The following is a 15,311-nucleotide window of genomic DNA, read 5'->3' as shown; positions in this document are numbered from 1 at the left end:
GCTCTATACCCAGGGGTCCTCGCGCCGCCACACCGTCGGCAGGTGCAGCGCGACGCCATCCCGCGTGGCCAGCTCGTCGAGGATCCGGATCGACACGTCGAGGTCGTCGCCCGAATAGGGCAACGCGCGCAACGGCTCTGACAGCGGCCGGAAGAAGTCGTCCCAGTGGATGAGGACCACCCGACGCGCCCCCACCGCGCGCACGGTCTCCGTCCAGTAGTCGATCACGTAGGAACGCGGCCGCAGGCCGAGCTGGGCCACGCTGACGTAGGCGCAGTCGGCGCGGCGGCCGGCGAGGGCGCCCCGCACGAACCCGGCGCTGCCCTGGATCAGCAGACGCCGGTCCGAAGGCAGGTGGTGCACCAGCGCCGACCACGCCTCCCCGCAGCGGTAGGCCGAGGCGCGCACCGGCGGGGTCAGCGGCGCGTCGATGACGCCGGGAAACCGGTCGGGCGGGCAGTGGTGCGATTCGACCAGCGTCAGCTCGTAGGGACCCAGCCGGATCGGCTCACCACTGACCGCTACCAACAGGCGGTTTTCCGGCAGCCCGTATCCCCGCCCGACGTTGGCCGCCGACTGCCCGCCGACGAGGCGAGCGCCCGTGCGGTCGGCGACCAGCGCGGAGTCCAGGACGTGGTCGATGTGGGTGTGTACGGGGACGACGGCCACCAGGTCGGTCACCCCGGCACGGGCCAGGCAGCCGTCGACGCGTTCGGGGTCAGGGGACACCTTGCCCGCCGCGACCCGGGCCAGCCCGGGTCGCGAGAAGTAGCCGTCGGTCATCAGGGCTGAGGACCCGTCGTCGACGAGCAGCGTGGCGACGCCCAGCCACGTCACCGTCAACGGCGCGTCGGCCGCGGCGGCGGGCGCGCCGAACCGTGCCGAGTGCCGCGCGATGTCGGGACGACCGGGTTTGAGGCGCATCAGCAGAACGACCTGATCTCGGTGCCGGCCGTCTTGAGGTGATCGCGCACCGCGGCGGCGATCTGCACCGCCCCGGGCGAGTCGCCGTGCACGCAAACGGATTCCACGCCGACCCAGACCTGGTTCCCGTCGATCGCGGTGACCCGGCCGGTGGTCACCATGGTGACCACGCGCTCGGCGATCGCCGCGGGGTCGTGCAGGACCGCACCCGGTTGCCGGCGGGACACCAGCCGGCCCGTCGGCTCGTAGGCGCGATCGGCGAATGCCTCGGCCACGGTGCGCAGGCCGCGGCGGGACGCCTCGTCGAAGAAGGCCGAGCCGGCCATTCCCAGGACCGGGAGCGTGGGGTCCACCATGCGTACCGCCTCGGCGACCGCGGCGCCCTGCTCGGCATGGTCGACGATCGCGTTGTACAGGGCGCCATGGGGTTTGACGTACGAGACCGACGAGCCCGCCGTGCTCGCGATGGCCTGCAGCGCCCCGATCTGGTAGACGAGGTCGGCCACGAGGTCGTCGGTGTCGACGTCGATGAATCGCCGGCCGAAGCCGGCCAGGTCGCGGTAGCTGACCTGCGCGCCGATGCGCACCCCGCGTTCGGCCGCCGACCGGCAGACCTGCAGCATTCCGGCGGGATCGCCCGCGTGGAAGCCACACGCGACGTTGGCACTGCTGACGATCCCGAGCATCGCGTCGTCATCGCCCAGACGCCAGACGCCGAAGCCCTCGCCCAAGTCGGCGTTGAGGTCGATAGCGGGCACCCGCCCAGCTTATGCACGGCGCCTCAGGCCGGGGCCTCCCGCCGCCTCCCGACCACCCAGCAGACCAGATAGATGGCGAAGGAGATGCCCGCCACGAAGACGGATATCGGAACGCCCGGCGCCAGTGACAAAACGATGCCCCCGACGGCGGACACCTCGGCGAAGACGACCGACGCGACGGTCGCCGCCGCCGGCGAGGCCACCACGCGGGCGGCCGCGGCCGCGGGCGTGATCAGCAGCGACATCACCAGCAGCGCCCCGACGATCTGCACGGCCTGCGCCGCCACCACGCCCACCAGCGCGGCGAACACGATGCCCAGCGCGCGGACGGGTACCCCGCGGGCCGCCGCAACGTCGGCGTCGACGGAGGCGAACAGCAACGGCCGGTAACACGCCCCGAGCACGGCGGCGACGACGACGCACACGAGCGCCAGCATCGCCAGCCCGGTGTATCCGACGCCGACGATCTGGCCGGTCAGCAAGGCGAAGCTGGTCGCCGTCCGGCCCGGGTAGAGGTAGATGAACAGCACGGCCAGCCCCAGGCCGAACGCCAGCACCACCCCGGTCACCGAATCGCGTTCGCGGGCCCGCTGGCCGAGCAGGCCGAACAACGCCGCCGCCAGCGCGCTGCCGATAAGTGCCCCAGCGCCCACCTGGAAGCCCACCAACAGCGCGAATGCCGCGCCCGTCAGCGACAATTCACTGGACCCGTGCACGGCGAACGACATCTGGCGCATCACGATGAACGGCCCGATCAGCCCGGCCGCCAGGCCGAGCAGCGCGGCCGCCAGCAGCGCCTGCTGCACGAAGTCATGGCGGAGCAGGTGGGCGGTCACGTCGAACGAGAACAGGTGGCCCAGCACGTCCGAGAGCCGCGGGTTCATCCTTGGCGCCCGTCGTCCGGCTCGCCCACCACGACGTAGCCGCCCCTGGCCCGCACCACCTGGATGTCGGCCCGGTACAGCGCCGACAGCGTCTCGGTGTTCATCACTTGTTCGACGGTTCCGACGCTGAACCGGCCGTCGACGATGTACAGCACCCGATCCACGTACGGCAGGATCGAATTGAGCTGGTGGGTGACCAGGATGACCGTGGTTCCGGCGTCCCGGCGGCGGCGGTCGATGAGCGCCGACACCAGCTTCGCGTTGGCCGGGTCCAACGCCAGGAGCGGTTCGTCGCACAGCAGCAGCATCGGGTCGCTGGCCAGCGCCTGCGCTATGCGCATCCGCTGCAGCTCGCCGCCCGACATCAACCCGACTCGGACGTCGGCCAGATGCTCGCCGTTGACCTCGCGCAGCGCCCGGCGCACCGCCATGCGCCGGCGGGCCCGGTCGCCGGCCCGCAGGGCGACGAGGCCCCAGCGCGCCCCGTCGATGCCCAGCCCGACCAGGTCGCGCCCGCGCAGCATCACGTCCCGGTCGATCGGGCGATGTTGCGGCACATAGCCGATTCGCTCGCTGCCCGACGCGACGGGCTTTCCGTCGATCAGGGCGACCCCGGCGTCGAGCGCGAGCTGCCCGAGTAGCACCCGGAGCAACGAAGTCTTCCCGCTGCCGTTGGGGCCGAGCACCGCGATGAACTCGCCCGGCGACACCGAGAGGTCGAGGTGGTCCCACAGCACGCGGTCGCCGAACGACAGCCGGGCCCCACTCAGGGAAACGACGTCCGTTCGGCGTTCGACGGCCCGCGCGGCGTCGAGGCTCACGGCTGCCTCACCGGCCCGTTCTGCAGCGCCGCCAGCAGTTGGTCGACCGTCGCGCGCTGCCAGGACAGGTAGTCGCTGCCGTCGGGCAGGGTCTCGGTCACGTCGGTCACCGGGACGCCCGCGCGCCGGGCGGCGTCCTCGAGGCCGCTGATGGCGGCGGTGGAGGTTTGGGGGTTGACCAGCACCGCCGAGACCTCACGGTGGGCGATGAGGTCGAGCACGGAGGCCATGTCGGACGGCGTGGGGTCGGTCTCGTTCTCGTTGGCGGCGGCGAAGGCGGGCGGTGTCCGGTTGACCAACCCGGACGCGGCCAGCAGGTAGTAGCCGTCGGATTCGGTGGCGACGACGCCGGTGTCGGGATAGGCGCTGGCGATGGCGTGCTCGGAGATGGCGATCCCGTCGGCGCCGCGGCAGAAGTCCGCCGCGTTGCCCCGGTAGTCGGCGGCGTTGGCCGGGTCGATGGCGGCCATCCGGTCGGAGATTGCCGTGGCGACCGACTTGGCGACGTTCAGGTCGTAGAAAACGTGCTCGTTGGGCGGTGGTCCACCGGATTTGGCATCGGTGGCGAAGGAGTAGGCATCGACCGATGCCACGGACCGGTGCCGCTCCAGCACCTGATCCACCCAGGGGTCGTACCCGCCGCCGTTGTAGACGACCAGGGCGGCGTCGGTGAGGGCCGCCGCGTCCGACGGAGTTGCCTGGTAGGAGTGCGGGTCGATCTGTGGGCCCCCGAGGATCGACTTGACTGGAACATGGCGTCCGGTGACGGCGCGGGCCACGCTGCCCCAGACGTCGGTCGAGGCGACCACGGTCACCGCCCGCGGGTGTACCACTTTGCCGGCGCAGGCGGAGAGGGCGGGCCAGGCCGCAAGGAGGAGCAGGGCCGCGGCCGTCGCCCCCAGTGGCCCTTGGCCCCGCATCAGCGCCACGCGCACGTCCAGATTCCTCTCACCGGCTCGGTCAGCCGAGCCACAATACTAATGAAAATCGTTTCCATTAGAAAGCGGTGGCTCCTGTCGCATGGGCGCGGGCCCACATGCGCTGTAGCGTCACCGAACGTGAGTCCCACATCGCGCCGGCGTGCGACTCTGGCCTCGTTGGCCGACGAGTTGAAGGTCTCCCGCACGACGATCTCGAATGCCTTCAATCGGCCGGATCAGCTCTCCGCGGACCTGCGGGAACGGGTGCTGGCGACGGCGAAGCGACTCGGCTACGCGGGGCCCGATCCGGTCGCCCGGTCGCTGCGGACCCGCAGGGCCGACGCCGTCGGTCTGGTGATGGCCGAGCCGCTGACCTATTTCTTCAGCGACCCCGCCGCGCGGGACTTCGTCGCCGGGGTGGCGCAGTCGTGCGAGGGCTCGGGCCAGGGGCTGCTGCTGGTGGCCGTGGGGGCGGGCCGGGGTCTCGAGGACGGAACGTCGGCCGTGCTCAACGCCGGCGTCGACGGCTTCGTCGTCTACTCGGTCTGCGATGAGGATCCCTACCTCCAGGTGGTGCTGCAGCGGCGGCTGCCGGTGGTGGTGGTGGACCAGCCGAAGGGCCTCGCCGGGGTGTCCCGGGTGGGCATCGACGACCGCGCCGCAATGCGCGGGCTGGCGGACTACGTGCTGGGCCTGGGGCATCGCGAGATCGGGTTGCTGACCATGCGGCTCGGCCGGGACCGCCGCCAGGGCCTGGTCGACGCCGATCGGCTACGGTCGCCGGCCTTCGACGTGCAGCGCGAGCGCATCATCGGCGTGTGGGAGGCGATGGCCGCCGCCGGTGCCGATCCCGAATCGCTCACGGTCGTGGAAAGTTACGAGCATCTGCCGGAATCCGGCGGGGTGGCCGCCAGGGCGGCGCTGGAGGCCAACCCGCGGATCACGGCGCTGATGTGCACGGCGGACATACTGGCCCTGTCCGCCATGGATTACCTCCGCGCGCACGGCATCTACGTGCCCGGCCGGATGACGGTCACCGGGTTCGACGGCGTTCCCGAGGCGATCGGCCGCGGGTTGACCACCGTCGCGCAGCCCAGCCTGCAGAAGGGCCGCCGCGCAGGCGAACTGCTGCTGCAGCCGCCCCGCTCGAACCTGCCGGTCGTGGAACTGCTGGAAACCGAGCTGATCCGGGGCCGGACCGCGGGGCCGCCCGCCTAGGTCAGTTGCCGGGCTTCCTGGTCGCCGATCAGCAAGCGCACCGCCAGGTCCAGCCGTTTGCTGACATCCGTCGCCGACGCCCGCCTGGTAAGCCAGGCCAGCAGGTTGGACAGCCACACGTCCGAGATCACCCGGGCGATGTGGTACTGGTCCTCGGTCGGTTCGCCGTCGGCCATTGCGCGCGCGAACATGCTGTCGATGAGTTTTTCGACCGTGTCGACCTCGCTGGCCGCCGAGGCGTCGGCGAAGACGTAGGCCCGTGTCATCGCCTCGGTCAGCAACGGGTTGCGCTGCATCGCCCGGTTGAGCTTGCCGATCATGAAGTTGAGCCGCTGAAACGGGGTGCCGCCGGAGAGCGAGGAGCGGTCGGTCTTGGCGTCGATGCGGCTGAACTCGCGGCCCAGCGCGGACACCAGCAGGTGCACCTTCGACGGGAAGTACCGGTAGAGGGTGCCCACCGCCACGTCGGCGCGGTCGGCGACGGCCCGCATCTGAACGGCCTCGTAGCCGCCCTTGGACGCGATCGCCATGGTGGCATCGAGGATGCGCTTGCGCCGTTCCCGCTGTGCCTCGGAGCCCAGTTCGGACTCAGCCAGTACCGCCACGTTCACGACCTCGCGCGGTTGCGAGTCGGCAGCGCGGCCCGAGTTCGTGTTGGCTGGCATACGGCGGTCTGCTCCTGTGTTGGGCGGTTCGATCCGAAACGATACGCATGCTGAGTGTGAATCTCCCACCTCCGTACCGCCGCGACCCCCACCTGTCCTGCCGTGATGGCGTTCGACTTGACGGTCGATCGCTGGCACTATTAGAACACGTTCTAGTCGGCCGGACGAGAAATGACGGGGAGGACCCCAGGGTGGTAGCGACCGTCACCGAGGAGCAGTCTGCGGCGCGTGCGCTGGTACGTGACTGGGCGCGCAATGCGGCCTCCGGGCCGGGCGGGACCGCGGCGATCCGCGCGATGGAACAGGGCGACCGTGACGCCTGGCGGCCGGTATTCGCCGGCCTGGCCGACCTCGGCATATTCGGGGTTGCGGTCTGCGAGGACGACGGCGGGGCGGGCGGCACCGTCGAGGACCTCTGCGCGATGGTGGAGGAGGCGGCCAAAGCGCTGGTACCCGGGCCGGTGGCCACCACTGCGCTCGCCACGCTGGTCGTCACCGACGCCGAGGCGCTTGCGGCGCTGGCCTCCGGGGAACGCTTCGCCGGGCTGGCGCTCGAGGGCGACGTCCAATACGACGCCGTCGACGCGCGGGCCACGGGCACCCTGCCGCTCGTGCTGGGCGCCTCGGACACGGTGCGCGGCGGCCTACTGCTGGTGCCGTCGGGCGGCCGGTGGCTTTTGGTTGACGGCGCCGACGACGGAGTGAAGATCGAGCCGCTGCGGGCTACCGACTTCTCCCGCCCCCTGGCCCGGGTGACGTTGACGTCGGCGGCGGCCGCGCCAGTCGGGGAATCTGGGCGACGGGTCGACGAGCTGGCCGCGACCGTGCTGGCGGCCGAAGCCGCCGGGGTCACCCGCTGGTCGCTGGAGACCGCGGCCGCCTACGCCAAGGTGCGCGAGCAGTTCGGCAAGCCGATCGGCAGCTTCCAGGCGGTCAAGCACCTGTGCGCCGAAATGCTGTGCCGCGCCGAGCAGGCCGAGGTGGTCGCGGCCGACGCCGCCCGCGCCGCGGCGGACCCGGATGAGGGCCAGTTCTCGATCGCGGCCGCCCTGGCCGCGGGCACCGGCATCGCGGCCGCCAAGGCCAACGTCAAGGACTGTATTCAGGTGCTGGGGGGCATCGGCTGCACGTGGGAGCACGACGCCCACCTGTACCTGCGCCGGGCGCATGCCATCGGCGCGTTCCTCGGCGGCGCCGAGCGCTGGCTGCGCCGGGTCACCGAGCTGACCGAGGCGGGGGTGCGCCGCCGCCTGGGCATCGACCTGTCCGAGGTGGAGGGGCGGCGTGCGGAGATCGCCGCCGTCGTCGCCGAGATCGCCACCCTGCCCGAAGCGCAGCGTCAGGTGGCCCTGGCGGGGGCGGGCCTGCAGGCGCCGCACTGGCCGGCGCCGTACGGCCGGGGCGCATCACCGGCCGAACAGCTGCTGATCGACCAGGAGATGGCGGCCGCCGGCGTGGTGCGCCCGGACCTGGTGATCGGTTGGTGGGCCGCCCCCACCATCCTCGAGCACGGCACCCCCGAACAGATCGAGCGCTTCGTCCCCGCGACCATGCGCGGCGAGATCCTCTGGTGTCAGCTGTTTTCCGAGCCCGGGGCCGGGTCCGACCTGGCGTCGCTGCGGACCAAGGCGGTACGGGGTGAGGGCGGCTGGCTGCTGACGGGGCAGAAGGTGTGGACCTCGGCGGCGCACAAGGCGCAGTGGGGGGTGTGCCTGGCCCGCACCGACCCGGACGCCCCGAAGCACAAGGGGATCACCTACTTCCTGATCGACATGAAATCTCCGGGAATCGAAATCCGGCCGCTACGCGAAATCACCGGCGACTCCCTGTTCAACGAGGTCTTTCTGGATGACGTGTTCGTGCCCGACGGGATGGTGGTGGGCTCGGTGAACGACGGCTGGCGGCTGGCGCGCACCACGCTGGCCAACGAGCGCGTCGCGATGGCCAGCGGCACCGCGCTGGGCAACCCGATGGAGGAGTTGCTCAGGGTGCTGGGCGAGATGGAGCTCGACACCGCGCAGCAGGACCGCCTGGGCCGGCTGATCGTCCTCGCGCAGACCGGCGCGCTGCTGGATCAGCGGATCGCCCAGTTGGCCGTCGGCGGGCAGGATCCCGGGGCGCAGTCCAGCGTGCGCAAGCTGATCGGCGTCCGGTATCGCCAGGCGCTGGCCGAATACATGATGGACGTCTCCGAAGGCGCCGGCCTCGTGCACAACCAGGCGGTGTTCGACTTTCTCAACACCCGCTGCCTGACGATCGCCGGCGGCACCGAACAGATCCTGCTCACCGTCGCCGCCGAGCGGCTGCTGGGGCTGCCCCGCTAGTGTCATGAGTCATTGGTTCGGGTGTAGTCTTCGCTCCTGTCTTCGAGCGTGGGCCCTGTGGACGAAAAGTGTTGGCGGTTTATACTTTCCCCCCACGTTCGACGTATTCACCGGCGGGATGAACGGCCGAAGATGTTGGTGCACTATTAACGACTCACGACGCTAGGTGGGTTGACGCTCGGCGAGATCGCCGCCACGGTTGTTGTTTCGAGTGAAAGCCGTGACGGCAATCTCGGGGGCTTCGTGCCGGCGGAAAGGGTCTTTCGGCCACGCGGACGTGACTTGTGTCCGCTGACTATCCCCGGCGGGGCTCCTAGCGTTGGTTTATGAGCGTCATAGTCGTGTTAGTGGTTGTCGCCGCCGTCGCCGCGCTGCTCTTGGCGGCCTCGATCCGCGTGGTGCAGCAGTACCAGCGCGGCGTTCACTTCCGGCTCGGCAGGGTGATCGGCGTCCGCGAGCCGGGGTTGCGGTTCATCGTCCCGGTCATCGACCGGATGTGGCGGGTGTCGATGCGCATCGTGACCATGCCGATCCAATCGCAGGGAATCATCACGCGCGACAACGTCAGCGTCGACATCGCCGCGGTCGCCTATTTCCGCGTGATCGATGCCCGTAAGGCCGTCGTCGTCATCGAGAACGTCAACGCCGCCATCAACCAGATCGCCCAGACGACGCTGCGCAACGTCGTCGGGCAGCACTCCCTCGACGAAGTGCTCGCCCAGACGGAGAAGATCAATGGCAGCATCCGCCAGATCCTCGACACCACCACCGTGGAGTGGGGCGTCGAGGTGACGCTGGTGGAGCTCAAGGACATTCAGCTGCCCGACAGCATGAAGCGCGCCATGGCCCGCGAGGCCGAAGCCGAGCGGGAGAAGCGCGCCAAGATCATCGCCGCGGAGGGGGAGGCGCGCGCCGCCGCCGCGCTCGGCGAGGCGTCCGACACGATGATGCGGCATCCGCTGGCCCTGCAGCTGCGCAACCTGCAGACCCTGCTCGAACTCGGGGTAGAGAAGAACACCACCATCGTGTTCCCCGCGCCGCTGATGAACGCGATCGGGGAGCTCACCGGCTTCGTGACGCGCGAGTCGGAGGCCGCGAAAACCACCGCGCCGACGACGGCCACGCCAAAGAAGTTCTCACACGCCGCGCTGTGACCCGAAGTGGTATTGCAGCCCCCGCCCGAGCCGCCTGATCGGCCTGATGCGGAACAGGACTTGCATCAGCCGCCAGTACACCGGTGAGTAGCACAGGCAGGCGGCGGCGTGCGGAGTCATCGGCGCAACCAAGGCTCGGCCCGGCGGCGCCCTACGAGAACGTCGTCTGTGCGCAGGTGCTCGGCGAGGTGATGTTGACGCCGGTGTAGACCACCTGGACGTGGGTGCACACGATGACGTTGACGTCGGTCTTGGGCTGGCCGGTCGACCAGTCCGTGGAGTCGATGCGGCCCGTCGTCTGGTACTTGTCCGGCGGGCCGCCCCCGAAGTAGACGGTGGTGATCTCGTCGTTGCCCATCGACTTGTTCACCCGCTCGTTTTGGCCGGAGGCGTGCGCGTCCAGGTAGGCCATCCGGTTCGACGAGCGGATCTCGGTGGTCTGCCGGGCCCACAAGTCGTTCGGGAAGCCGGTGACGCCGTCGGGGGTACGCATGTCGGCCCCGGCGACGAAGTTGCAGAAGCCGCCGGCCTTGAAGCAGTCGAGGGTGGTGTGCGTCTCGAGCTGGTTGGGGCCGTCGAGCGGGAACAACGTGGTCGCGGTGTTGCTCGCGGCCGACGCAACCGGCCCCGGCGGCAGCGCCAGCATGCCTCCGGCGACCGCAAACCCCGCTATGAGCCGCTTCATCGGAGCTCCCCTTCTCGGTTAGCTGAACCCAACGGTGAACCTAGCGCCGCGACTACTCGTCGTAGGTGACTTCCACCGAATCAGATTCCGGGTGAGATTGACAGGCCAAAATCAGTCCGTCGTCGAGGTCCTGCTGCTCGAGCACGTCGTTGACCTCCATCGAGACCTTGCCCTTGCGCAGCGTGCACGCGCAGGCCCCGCAGTGGCCCTCCCGGCAGGAGAACGGCGCGTCGAGCCCTTTGGCGAGCAACACGTCGAGGAGCTTGGCGTTGCGCGGCCACGACACGGTGTGGGTCTCGCCGTCCAACTCGACGACCGCGGTGGCCGGCGGTTCGTCGCCCTCGGCGGTGTCCTCGATCTTCACCGCCGCGAACGGATCGGACTCCAGCGACTTGAAGACCTCGATATGTATTTGCGGGGCTGGCACTTTCAGCGCCTCCAGCGCCTGGCGTGCCGCGTCCATGAAGGGGCCGGGCCCGCAGATGTACGCCGGCCGGCCGGTGAAGGGGGCGGCCAACTGGGCCAGCGCGGTGGCGTTGGGCAAGCCCTGCAGCGACTCCAGCCAGTGCAGCACAGTGAGCCGGTCGGGATACTTGGCCGACAGCTCGCGCAGCGCGTCGGAGAAGATCACCGAGCGGTCGTCACGGTTGGCGTAGATCAGCAGCACGTGGCCGCCGCCTTCGGCCAGCGCCGACTTGCAGATCGACATGATCGGGGTGATTCCGCTGCCGGCGGCCAGCAGCAAGAAGTCGCCGTCGAGCGTCTTGGGCACGAAGGTTCCGGACGGCGCCAGCACGTGGACGCGCATCCCGGCCCGCGCGTGGTCACACAGCCAGTTGGACGCGTATCCCTCGGCGGTTCGCTTGACGGTGACGGTCAGGGGATCGCCGGTGAACGGCGAGCTGCACAGCGAGTAACAGCGGGCCACTGAGCCGGTGCGCTCGCTGGGAATGCGTAAGGTCAGGAACTGGCCCGGCGCGTACCGCAGTTGTTCCGCCGGAATGCCCGGGTCGCCCGGCTCGCGCGGGACCGCGAACACCAGCGACCGCGCGTCGTCGGTTTCCGCGACAACTTGGGCGATCTGCAGCTCCAAGACGTGGTCGCCGAGCGGCTCGTCGGGGATTGTCTCGGTCAAAGCCGGTCCTCCCTCATCCACAACTAGAACATGTTACAGAAAAGCGGATCTATGGCGCTACCAGCCGCAGGAACACGGTGCTCGACACAAATCGGAACGTGTTCTAGTCTCTGGTGTGAGTCCACGGTGTAAGTCTGGCCCAGGAGGACCTTAAGTGACGTCCATTCAACAGCGCGATGCGCAGTCCGTTCTCGCGGGCATCGACGACCTGCTGCCGCGCATCGCCGAGCGCGCCCAGGCAACGGAGGACCTCCGCCGGTTACCCGAGCAGACCGTTCAGGATCTGCAGGACGTCGGCTTCTTCACCCTGCTGCAGCCCGAACAGTGGGGCGGCCTGCAGTGCGATCCCACGATGTTCTACGAGGCGGTCCGCCGGCTGGCGAGCGCCTGCGGCTCGACCGGCTGGGTCAGCTCGATCATCGGGGTGCACAACTGGCATCTCGCACTGTTCGACCAGCGCGCCCAGGAAGAGGTGTGGGGCGAGGATGTCAATGTGCGGGTGTCGTCGTCGTATGCGCCGATGGGCGCCGGCGTCGTGACCGACGGGGGCTACCTAGTCAATGGTTCGTGGAACTGGTCGTCGGGTTGCGACCACGCGACGTGGGCGTTCCTCGGCGGCCCGGTCATCAAGGACGGGCGTCCGGTCGACTTCGGTAGCTTCCTGATCCCGCGCACCGAGTACCGCATCGACGACGTATGGAACGTCGTCGGCCTGCGCGGCACCGGCAGCAACACCGTCGTCGTCAAGGACGTGTTCGTGCCCCGCCACCGGTTCCTGTCGTACAGGGCCATGAACGACGGCACCGCCGGCGGATATCAGACCAACACCGCCCCGGTGTACAAGATGCCCTGGGGCACAATGCACCCCACCACCATCTCGGCGCCGATCGTCGGCATGGCCTACGGCGCCTACGCCGCCCACGTGGAGCATCAGGGCAAGCGGGTCCGCGCCGCGTTCGCGGGAGAGAAGGCCAAGGACGACCCGTTCGCCAAGGTCCGCATCGCCGAGGCCGCCAGCGACATCGACGCCGCCTGGCGCCAGCTGATCGGCAACGTCGGCGACGAGTACGCGTTGCTCGCCGCGGGCAAGGAGATTCCGTTCGACATTCGCGCCCGCGCGCGCCGCGACCAGGTGCGGGCCACCGGCCGGTCGATCGCCTCGATCGACCGGCTGTTCGAGGCGTCCGGCGCCACCGCGCTGGCCAACGACGCTCCCATCCAGCGGTTCTGGCGCGACGCGCACGCCGGCCGGGTGCATGCCGCGAACGACCCGGAGCGCGCGTATGTGATCTTCGGCAATCACGAGTTCGGGTTGCCGCCCGGCGACACAATGGTATGACCGCCACCGAGGAACTGACTTTCCAGTCCACCTCGCGCTTCGTCGAGGTCGACGTGGACGGGCCGCTCAAGCTGCACTACCACGAAGCCGGCTTGTCCTTTAAGGGGAGCGACCGGACCGTGGTGCTGCTGCACGGCGGCGGCCCCGGCGCGGCGAGCTGGACCAACTTCGCGCGCAACATCCCGGTGCTGGCGCAGAAATTTCACGTGCTGGCCGTCGATCAGCCCGGTTACGGGCTTTCCGGCAAACGCGCCGAGCACGGGCAGTTCAACCACTACGCCGCGCGCGCACTCCACGGGCTCTTCGACGAGCTGGGACTCCGACGCGTTCCGCTGGTGGGGAATTCGCTGGGCGGTGGCACCGCCGTGCGCTTCGCCCTCGACTATCCCGACCGGGCCGGGCGCCTGGTGCTCATGGGACCCGGCGGGTTGAGCATCAACCTGTTCGCGCCCGACCCCACCGAGGGGGTCAAGCGGCTCGGCAAGTTCTCCGTCGAACCCACCCGGGAAAACCTCGAGGCGTTCCTTCGGGTGATGGTCTACGACCAGAAGCTGATCACGCCCGAGCTGATCGACGAGAGGTTCGCGCTGGCCAGCACGCCGGAATCGCTCACCGCGACCCGGGCGATGGGAATGTCGTTCGCCGGGAAGGATTTTGAGCTCGGCATGATGTGGCGCGAGGTACACCGGCTGCGCCAGCCCGTGCTGTTGATCTGGGGTCGCGAGGACCGGGTCAACCCGCTCGACGGAGCGCTGGTGGCGCTGAAGACGATCCCCCGCGCCCAGTTGCACGTCTTCGGGCAATGTGGGCATTGGGCGCAGGTGGAGAAGTTCGACGAGTTCAACAAACTCACCATCGATTTCCTGGGAGGCGCCTGATGAGCATCCGTTCTCTGGGCTATCTGCGCATCGAAGCCACCGACATGGCCGCCTGGCGCGAGTACGGCCTCAAGGTGCTCGGCATGGTCGAGGGCTCACCCGGCTCACGAGGCAACACCGAGGGTGCGCTCTACCTGCGCATGGACGACTTCCCGGCCCGGTTGGTGATCGTCCCCGGTGAACGGGACCACCTCATGGAGGCCGGCTGGGAATGCGCGAACGCCGAAGGGCTGCAGGAGGTTCGGAATCGGCTCGACGTCGAGGGCGTGCCCTACAAGGAGGCCACCGCCGCGGAGCTGGCCGATCGCCGGGTGGTGGAGATGATCCGGTTCTCCGACCCGTCCGGCAACTGCCTGGAGGTGTTTCACGGGGTAGCCCTGGAGCACCGCCGCGTCGTCAGCCCGTACGGGCACCGGTTTGTCACCGGTGAGCAGGGCCTGGGCCACGTGGTGTTATCCACCCGGGACGACGAGGAGTCGTTGCACTTCTACCGCGACGTGCTCGGTTTCAAGCTGCGTGACTCGATGCGGCTGCCGCCGCAGGTGGTGGGACGGCCGGCCGACGGGGAGCCCGCCTGGCTGCGGTTCTTCGGATGCAACCCCCGCCACCACAGCCTCGCCTTCCTGCCCCTACCGACGCCGAGCGGCATCGTGCACTTGATGATCGAGGTGGAGAACGCCGACGACGTGGGGCTGTGCCTGGACCGGGCGCTGCGCCGCAAGGTGCCCATGTCGGCGACACTGGGCCGGCACGTGAATGACCTGATGCTGTCGTTCTACATGAAGACCCCGGGCGGATTCGACGTCGAATTCGGTTGCGAGGGCAGGCAAGTCGAGGATCAAGACTGGGTGGCCCGGGAGAGCACCGCGGTGAGCCTGTGGGGTCACGACTTCACCGTCGGCATGAGCGGTTGAGCCGGAACCGACCCATGTCCGCGCAAATCGATCCGCGCGCCTTCCGGCAGGTGCTGGGCCAGTTCTGCACCGGGATCACCATCATCACGACGGTGCACGACGACACCCCGGTCGGTTTCGCGTGCCAGTCGTTCGCCGCGCTGTCTCTGGACCCTCCGCTCGTGTTGTTTTGCCCGACGAAGGTGTCGCGGTCCTGGCAGGCCATCGAGGCGAGTGGCCGGTTCTGCGTCAATGTGCTGACTGAGAAACAGAAACCCGTCTCCGCGCGGTTCGGGTCCAAGGAACCCGACAAGTTTGCCGGCATCGACTGGCATCCCTCGGAACTGGGTTCGCCCATCATCGAGGGGTCGTTGGCGTACATGGACTGCACCGTGGCGTCCGTGCACGATGGTGGCGACCATTTCGTGGTGTTCGGCGCGGTGCAGTCCCTCTCGGAGGCGCCCAAGATCAAACCGCGACCATTGTTGTTCTACCGCGGCGAGTACACGGGCATCGAACCGGACAAGACGACGCCGGCCCAGTGGCGCGACGATCTCGAGGCGTTTCTCACCACCACCACCCAAGACACCTGGCTGTAGCGCCGGGGAGGCCGCCGATGTTTGGCGTCGGCGCGTTTTGGAAACCCGTACACCCACGTGCGCTCGACGGCTGTCGGGGCGCGCCCGATGGCCCGTTGAGGGGGCGGGCCATCG

At 69.3% G+C, this 15,311-nt stretch carries 16 protein-coding genes; 7 read left to right on the top strand and 9 right to left on the bottom strand.

Annotation, left to right across the window (positions count from 1 at the left end):
• Positions 1-3 precede the first annotated feature (3 nt).
• From SKC42_RS11140 to SKC42_RS11120, 5 genes are read right to left on the bottom strand one after another with little or no spacing between them, the layout of a single operon-like run.
• Positions 4-924, bottom strand: coding sequence for an MBL fold metallo-hydrolase (locus tag SKC42_RS11140; RefSeq protein ID WP_330964366.1), 921 nt, complete (start codon positions 922-924; stop codon positions 4-6).
• A complete protein-coding gene (locus SKC42_RS11135) occupies positions 924-1,682 on the bottom strand; it encodes a LamB/YcsF family protein (protein ID WP_330964365.1) in 759 nt (252 codons plus the stop codon). Before SKC42_RS11135 ends, SKC42_RS11140 begins: the two co-directional genes overlap by 1 nt.
• A 23-nt stretch (positions 1,683-1,705) precedes the next feature.
• Positions 1,706-2,566: a metal ABC transporter permease gene (locus tag SKC42_RS11130; protein ID WP_330964364.1), complete on the bottom strand. Its 861-nt coding sequence runs from the start codon at positions 2,564-2,566 to the stop codon at positions 1,706-1,708.
• Positions 2,563-3,387, bottom strand: a complete 825-nt coding sequence (locus tag SKC42_RS11125; protein ID WP_330964363.1) for a metal ABC transporter ATP-binding protein — start codon at positions 3,385-3,387, stop codon at positions 2,563-2,565. The genes SKC42_RS11130 and SKC42_RS11125 overlap by 4 nt, the downstream gene beginning before the upstream one ends.
• The gene (locus SKC42_RS11120) at positions 3,384-4,307 is read right to left on the bottom strand and encodes a metal ABC transporter solute-binding protein, Zn/Mn family (protein WP_330964540.1); all 924 of its coding nucleotides are present in this window, start codon (positions 4,305-4,307) and stop codon (positions 3,384-3,386) included. Before SKC42_RS11120 ends, SKC42_RS11125 begins: the two co-directional genes overlap by 4 nt.
• Positions 4,308-4,445: 138 nt before the next feature.
• Here SKC42_RS11120 and SKC42_RS11115 point away from each other — a divergent pair, with 138 nt between their 5' ends.
• Positions 4,446-5,525: a LacI family DNA-binding transcriptional regulator gene (locus SKC42_RS11115; protein ID WP_330964362.1), complete on the top strand. Its 1,080-nt coding sequence runs from the start codon at positions 4,446-4,448 to the stop codon at positions 5,523-5,525.
• Here the strand turns inward: SKC42_RS11115 and kstR are convergent.
• Positions 5,522-6,130, bottom strand: a complete 609-nt coding sequence (gene kstR, locus SKC42_RS11110) for a cholesterol catabolism transcriptional regulator KstR (RefSeq protein WP_330964361.1) — start codon at positions 6,128-6,130, stop codon at positions 5,522-5,524. The two genes, SKC42_RS11115 and kstR, sit on opposite strands and share 4 nt — an antisense overlap.
• A gap of 251 nt (positions 6,131-6,381) precedes the next feature.
• On the opposite strand from kstR, the gene SKC42_RS11105 reads away from it, so the two are divergent.
• Positions 6,382-8,514, top strand: a complete 2,133-nt coding sequence (locus SKC42_RS11105) for an acyl-CoA dehydrogenase (protein ID WP_330964360.1) — start codon at positions 6,382-6,384, stop codon at positions 8,512-8,514.
• Between the two features lie 326 nt (positions 8,515-8,840).
• Positions 8,841-9,668 (top strand): slipin family protein, encoded by an 828-nt coding sequence (locus SKC42_RS11100; RefSeq protein WP_330964359.1) that lies wholly within the window; start codon positions 8,841-8,843, stop codon positions 9,666-9,668.
• On the opposite strand, the gene SKC42_RS11095 is transcribed toward SKC42_RS11100, so the two are convergent.
• The 3 genes from SKC42_RS11095 to SKC42_RS11085 are packed head-to-tail and all read right to left on the bottom strand — an operon-like array spanning position 9,651 to position 11,488.
• Positions 9,651-9,788, bottom strand: coding sequence for a hypothetical protein (locus SKC42_RS11095; RefSeq protein ID WP_330964358.1), 138 nt, complete (start codon positions 9,786-9,788; stop codon positions 9,651-9,653). The genes SKC42_RS11100 and SKC42_RS11095 overlap by 18 nt on opposite strands.
• A 31-nt stretch (positions 9,789-9,819) precedes the next feature.
• Positions 9,820-10,353 carry a hypothetical protein gene (locus tag SKC42_RS11090; RefSeq protein ID WP_330964357.1) on the bottom strand — a complete coding sequence of 178 codons (534 nt, stop codon included), beginning with the start codon at positions 10,351-10,353 and terminating at the stop codon, positions 9,820-9,822.
• Between the two features lie 52 nt (positions 10,354-10,405).
• Entirely contained in the window at positions 10,406-11,488 is a 1,083-nt protein-coding gene (locus tag SKC42_RS11085) for a ferredoxin--NADP reductase (RefSeq protein ID WP_330964356.1), read from the bottom strand.
• A 154-nt stretch (positions 11,489-11,642) separates the two neighbouring features.
• On the opposite strand from SKC42_RS11085, the gene hsaA reads away from it, so the two are divergent.
• The 4 genes from hsaA to hsaB are packed head-to-tail and all read left to right on the top strand — an operon-like array spanning position 11,643 to position 15,197.
• Positions 11,643-12,827 carry a 3-hydroxy-9,10-secoandrosta-1,3,5(10)-triene-9,17-dione monooxygenase oxygenase subunit gene (gene hsaA / locus SKC42_RS11080; RefSeq protein ID WP_330964355.1) on the top strand — a complete coding sequence of 395 codons (1,185 nt, stop codon included), beginning with the start codon at positions 11,643-11,645 and terminating at the stop codon, positions 12,825-12,827.
• Complete coding sequence (gene hsaD / locus SKC42_RS11075) at positions 12,824-13,705, top strand: 4,5:9,10-diseco-3-hydroxy-5,9,17-trioxoandrosta-1(10),2-diene-4-oate hydrolase (RefSeq protein WP_330964354.1); 882 nt, start codon at positions 12,824-12,826, stop codon at positions 13,703-13,705. The genes hsaA and hsaD overlap by 4 nt, the downstream gene beginning before the upstream one ends.
• The gene (gene hsaC, locus SKC42_RS11070) at positions 13,705-14,619 is read left to right on the top strand and encodes an iron-dependent extradiol dioxygenase HsaC (RefSeq protein ID WP_330964353.1); all 915 of its coding nucleotides are present in this window, start codon (positions 13,705-13,707) and stop codon (positions 14,617-14,619) included. Before hsaD ends, hsaC begins: the two co-directional genes overlap by 1 nt.
• Positions 14,620-14,633: 14 nt before the next feature.
• Entirely contained in the window at positions 14,634-15,197 is a 564-nt protein-coding gene (gene hsaB, locus SKC42_RS11065) for a 3-hydroxy-9,10-secoandrosta-1,3,5(10)-triene-9,17-dione monooxygenase reductase subunit (protein WP_330964352.1), read from the top strand.
• Positions 15,198-15,311: the final 114 nt, after the last annotated feature.

Source organism: Mycobacterium sp. 050134 (genome assembly GCF_036409085.1).
In the GTDB taxonomy this organism is placed as follows: Bacteria; Actinomycetota; Actinomycetes; order Mycobacteriales; family Mycobacteriaceae; genus Mycobacterium.
The sequence above is the reverse complement of the archived record's forward strand: the minus strand, read 5'-3'. Positions and strand labels throughout refer to the sequence as shown.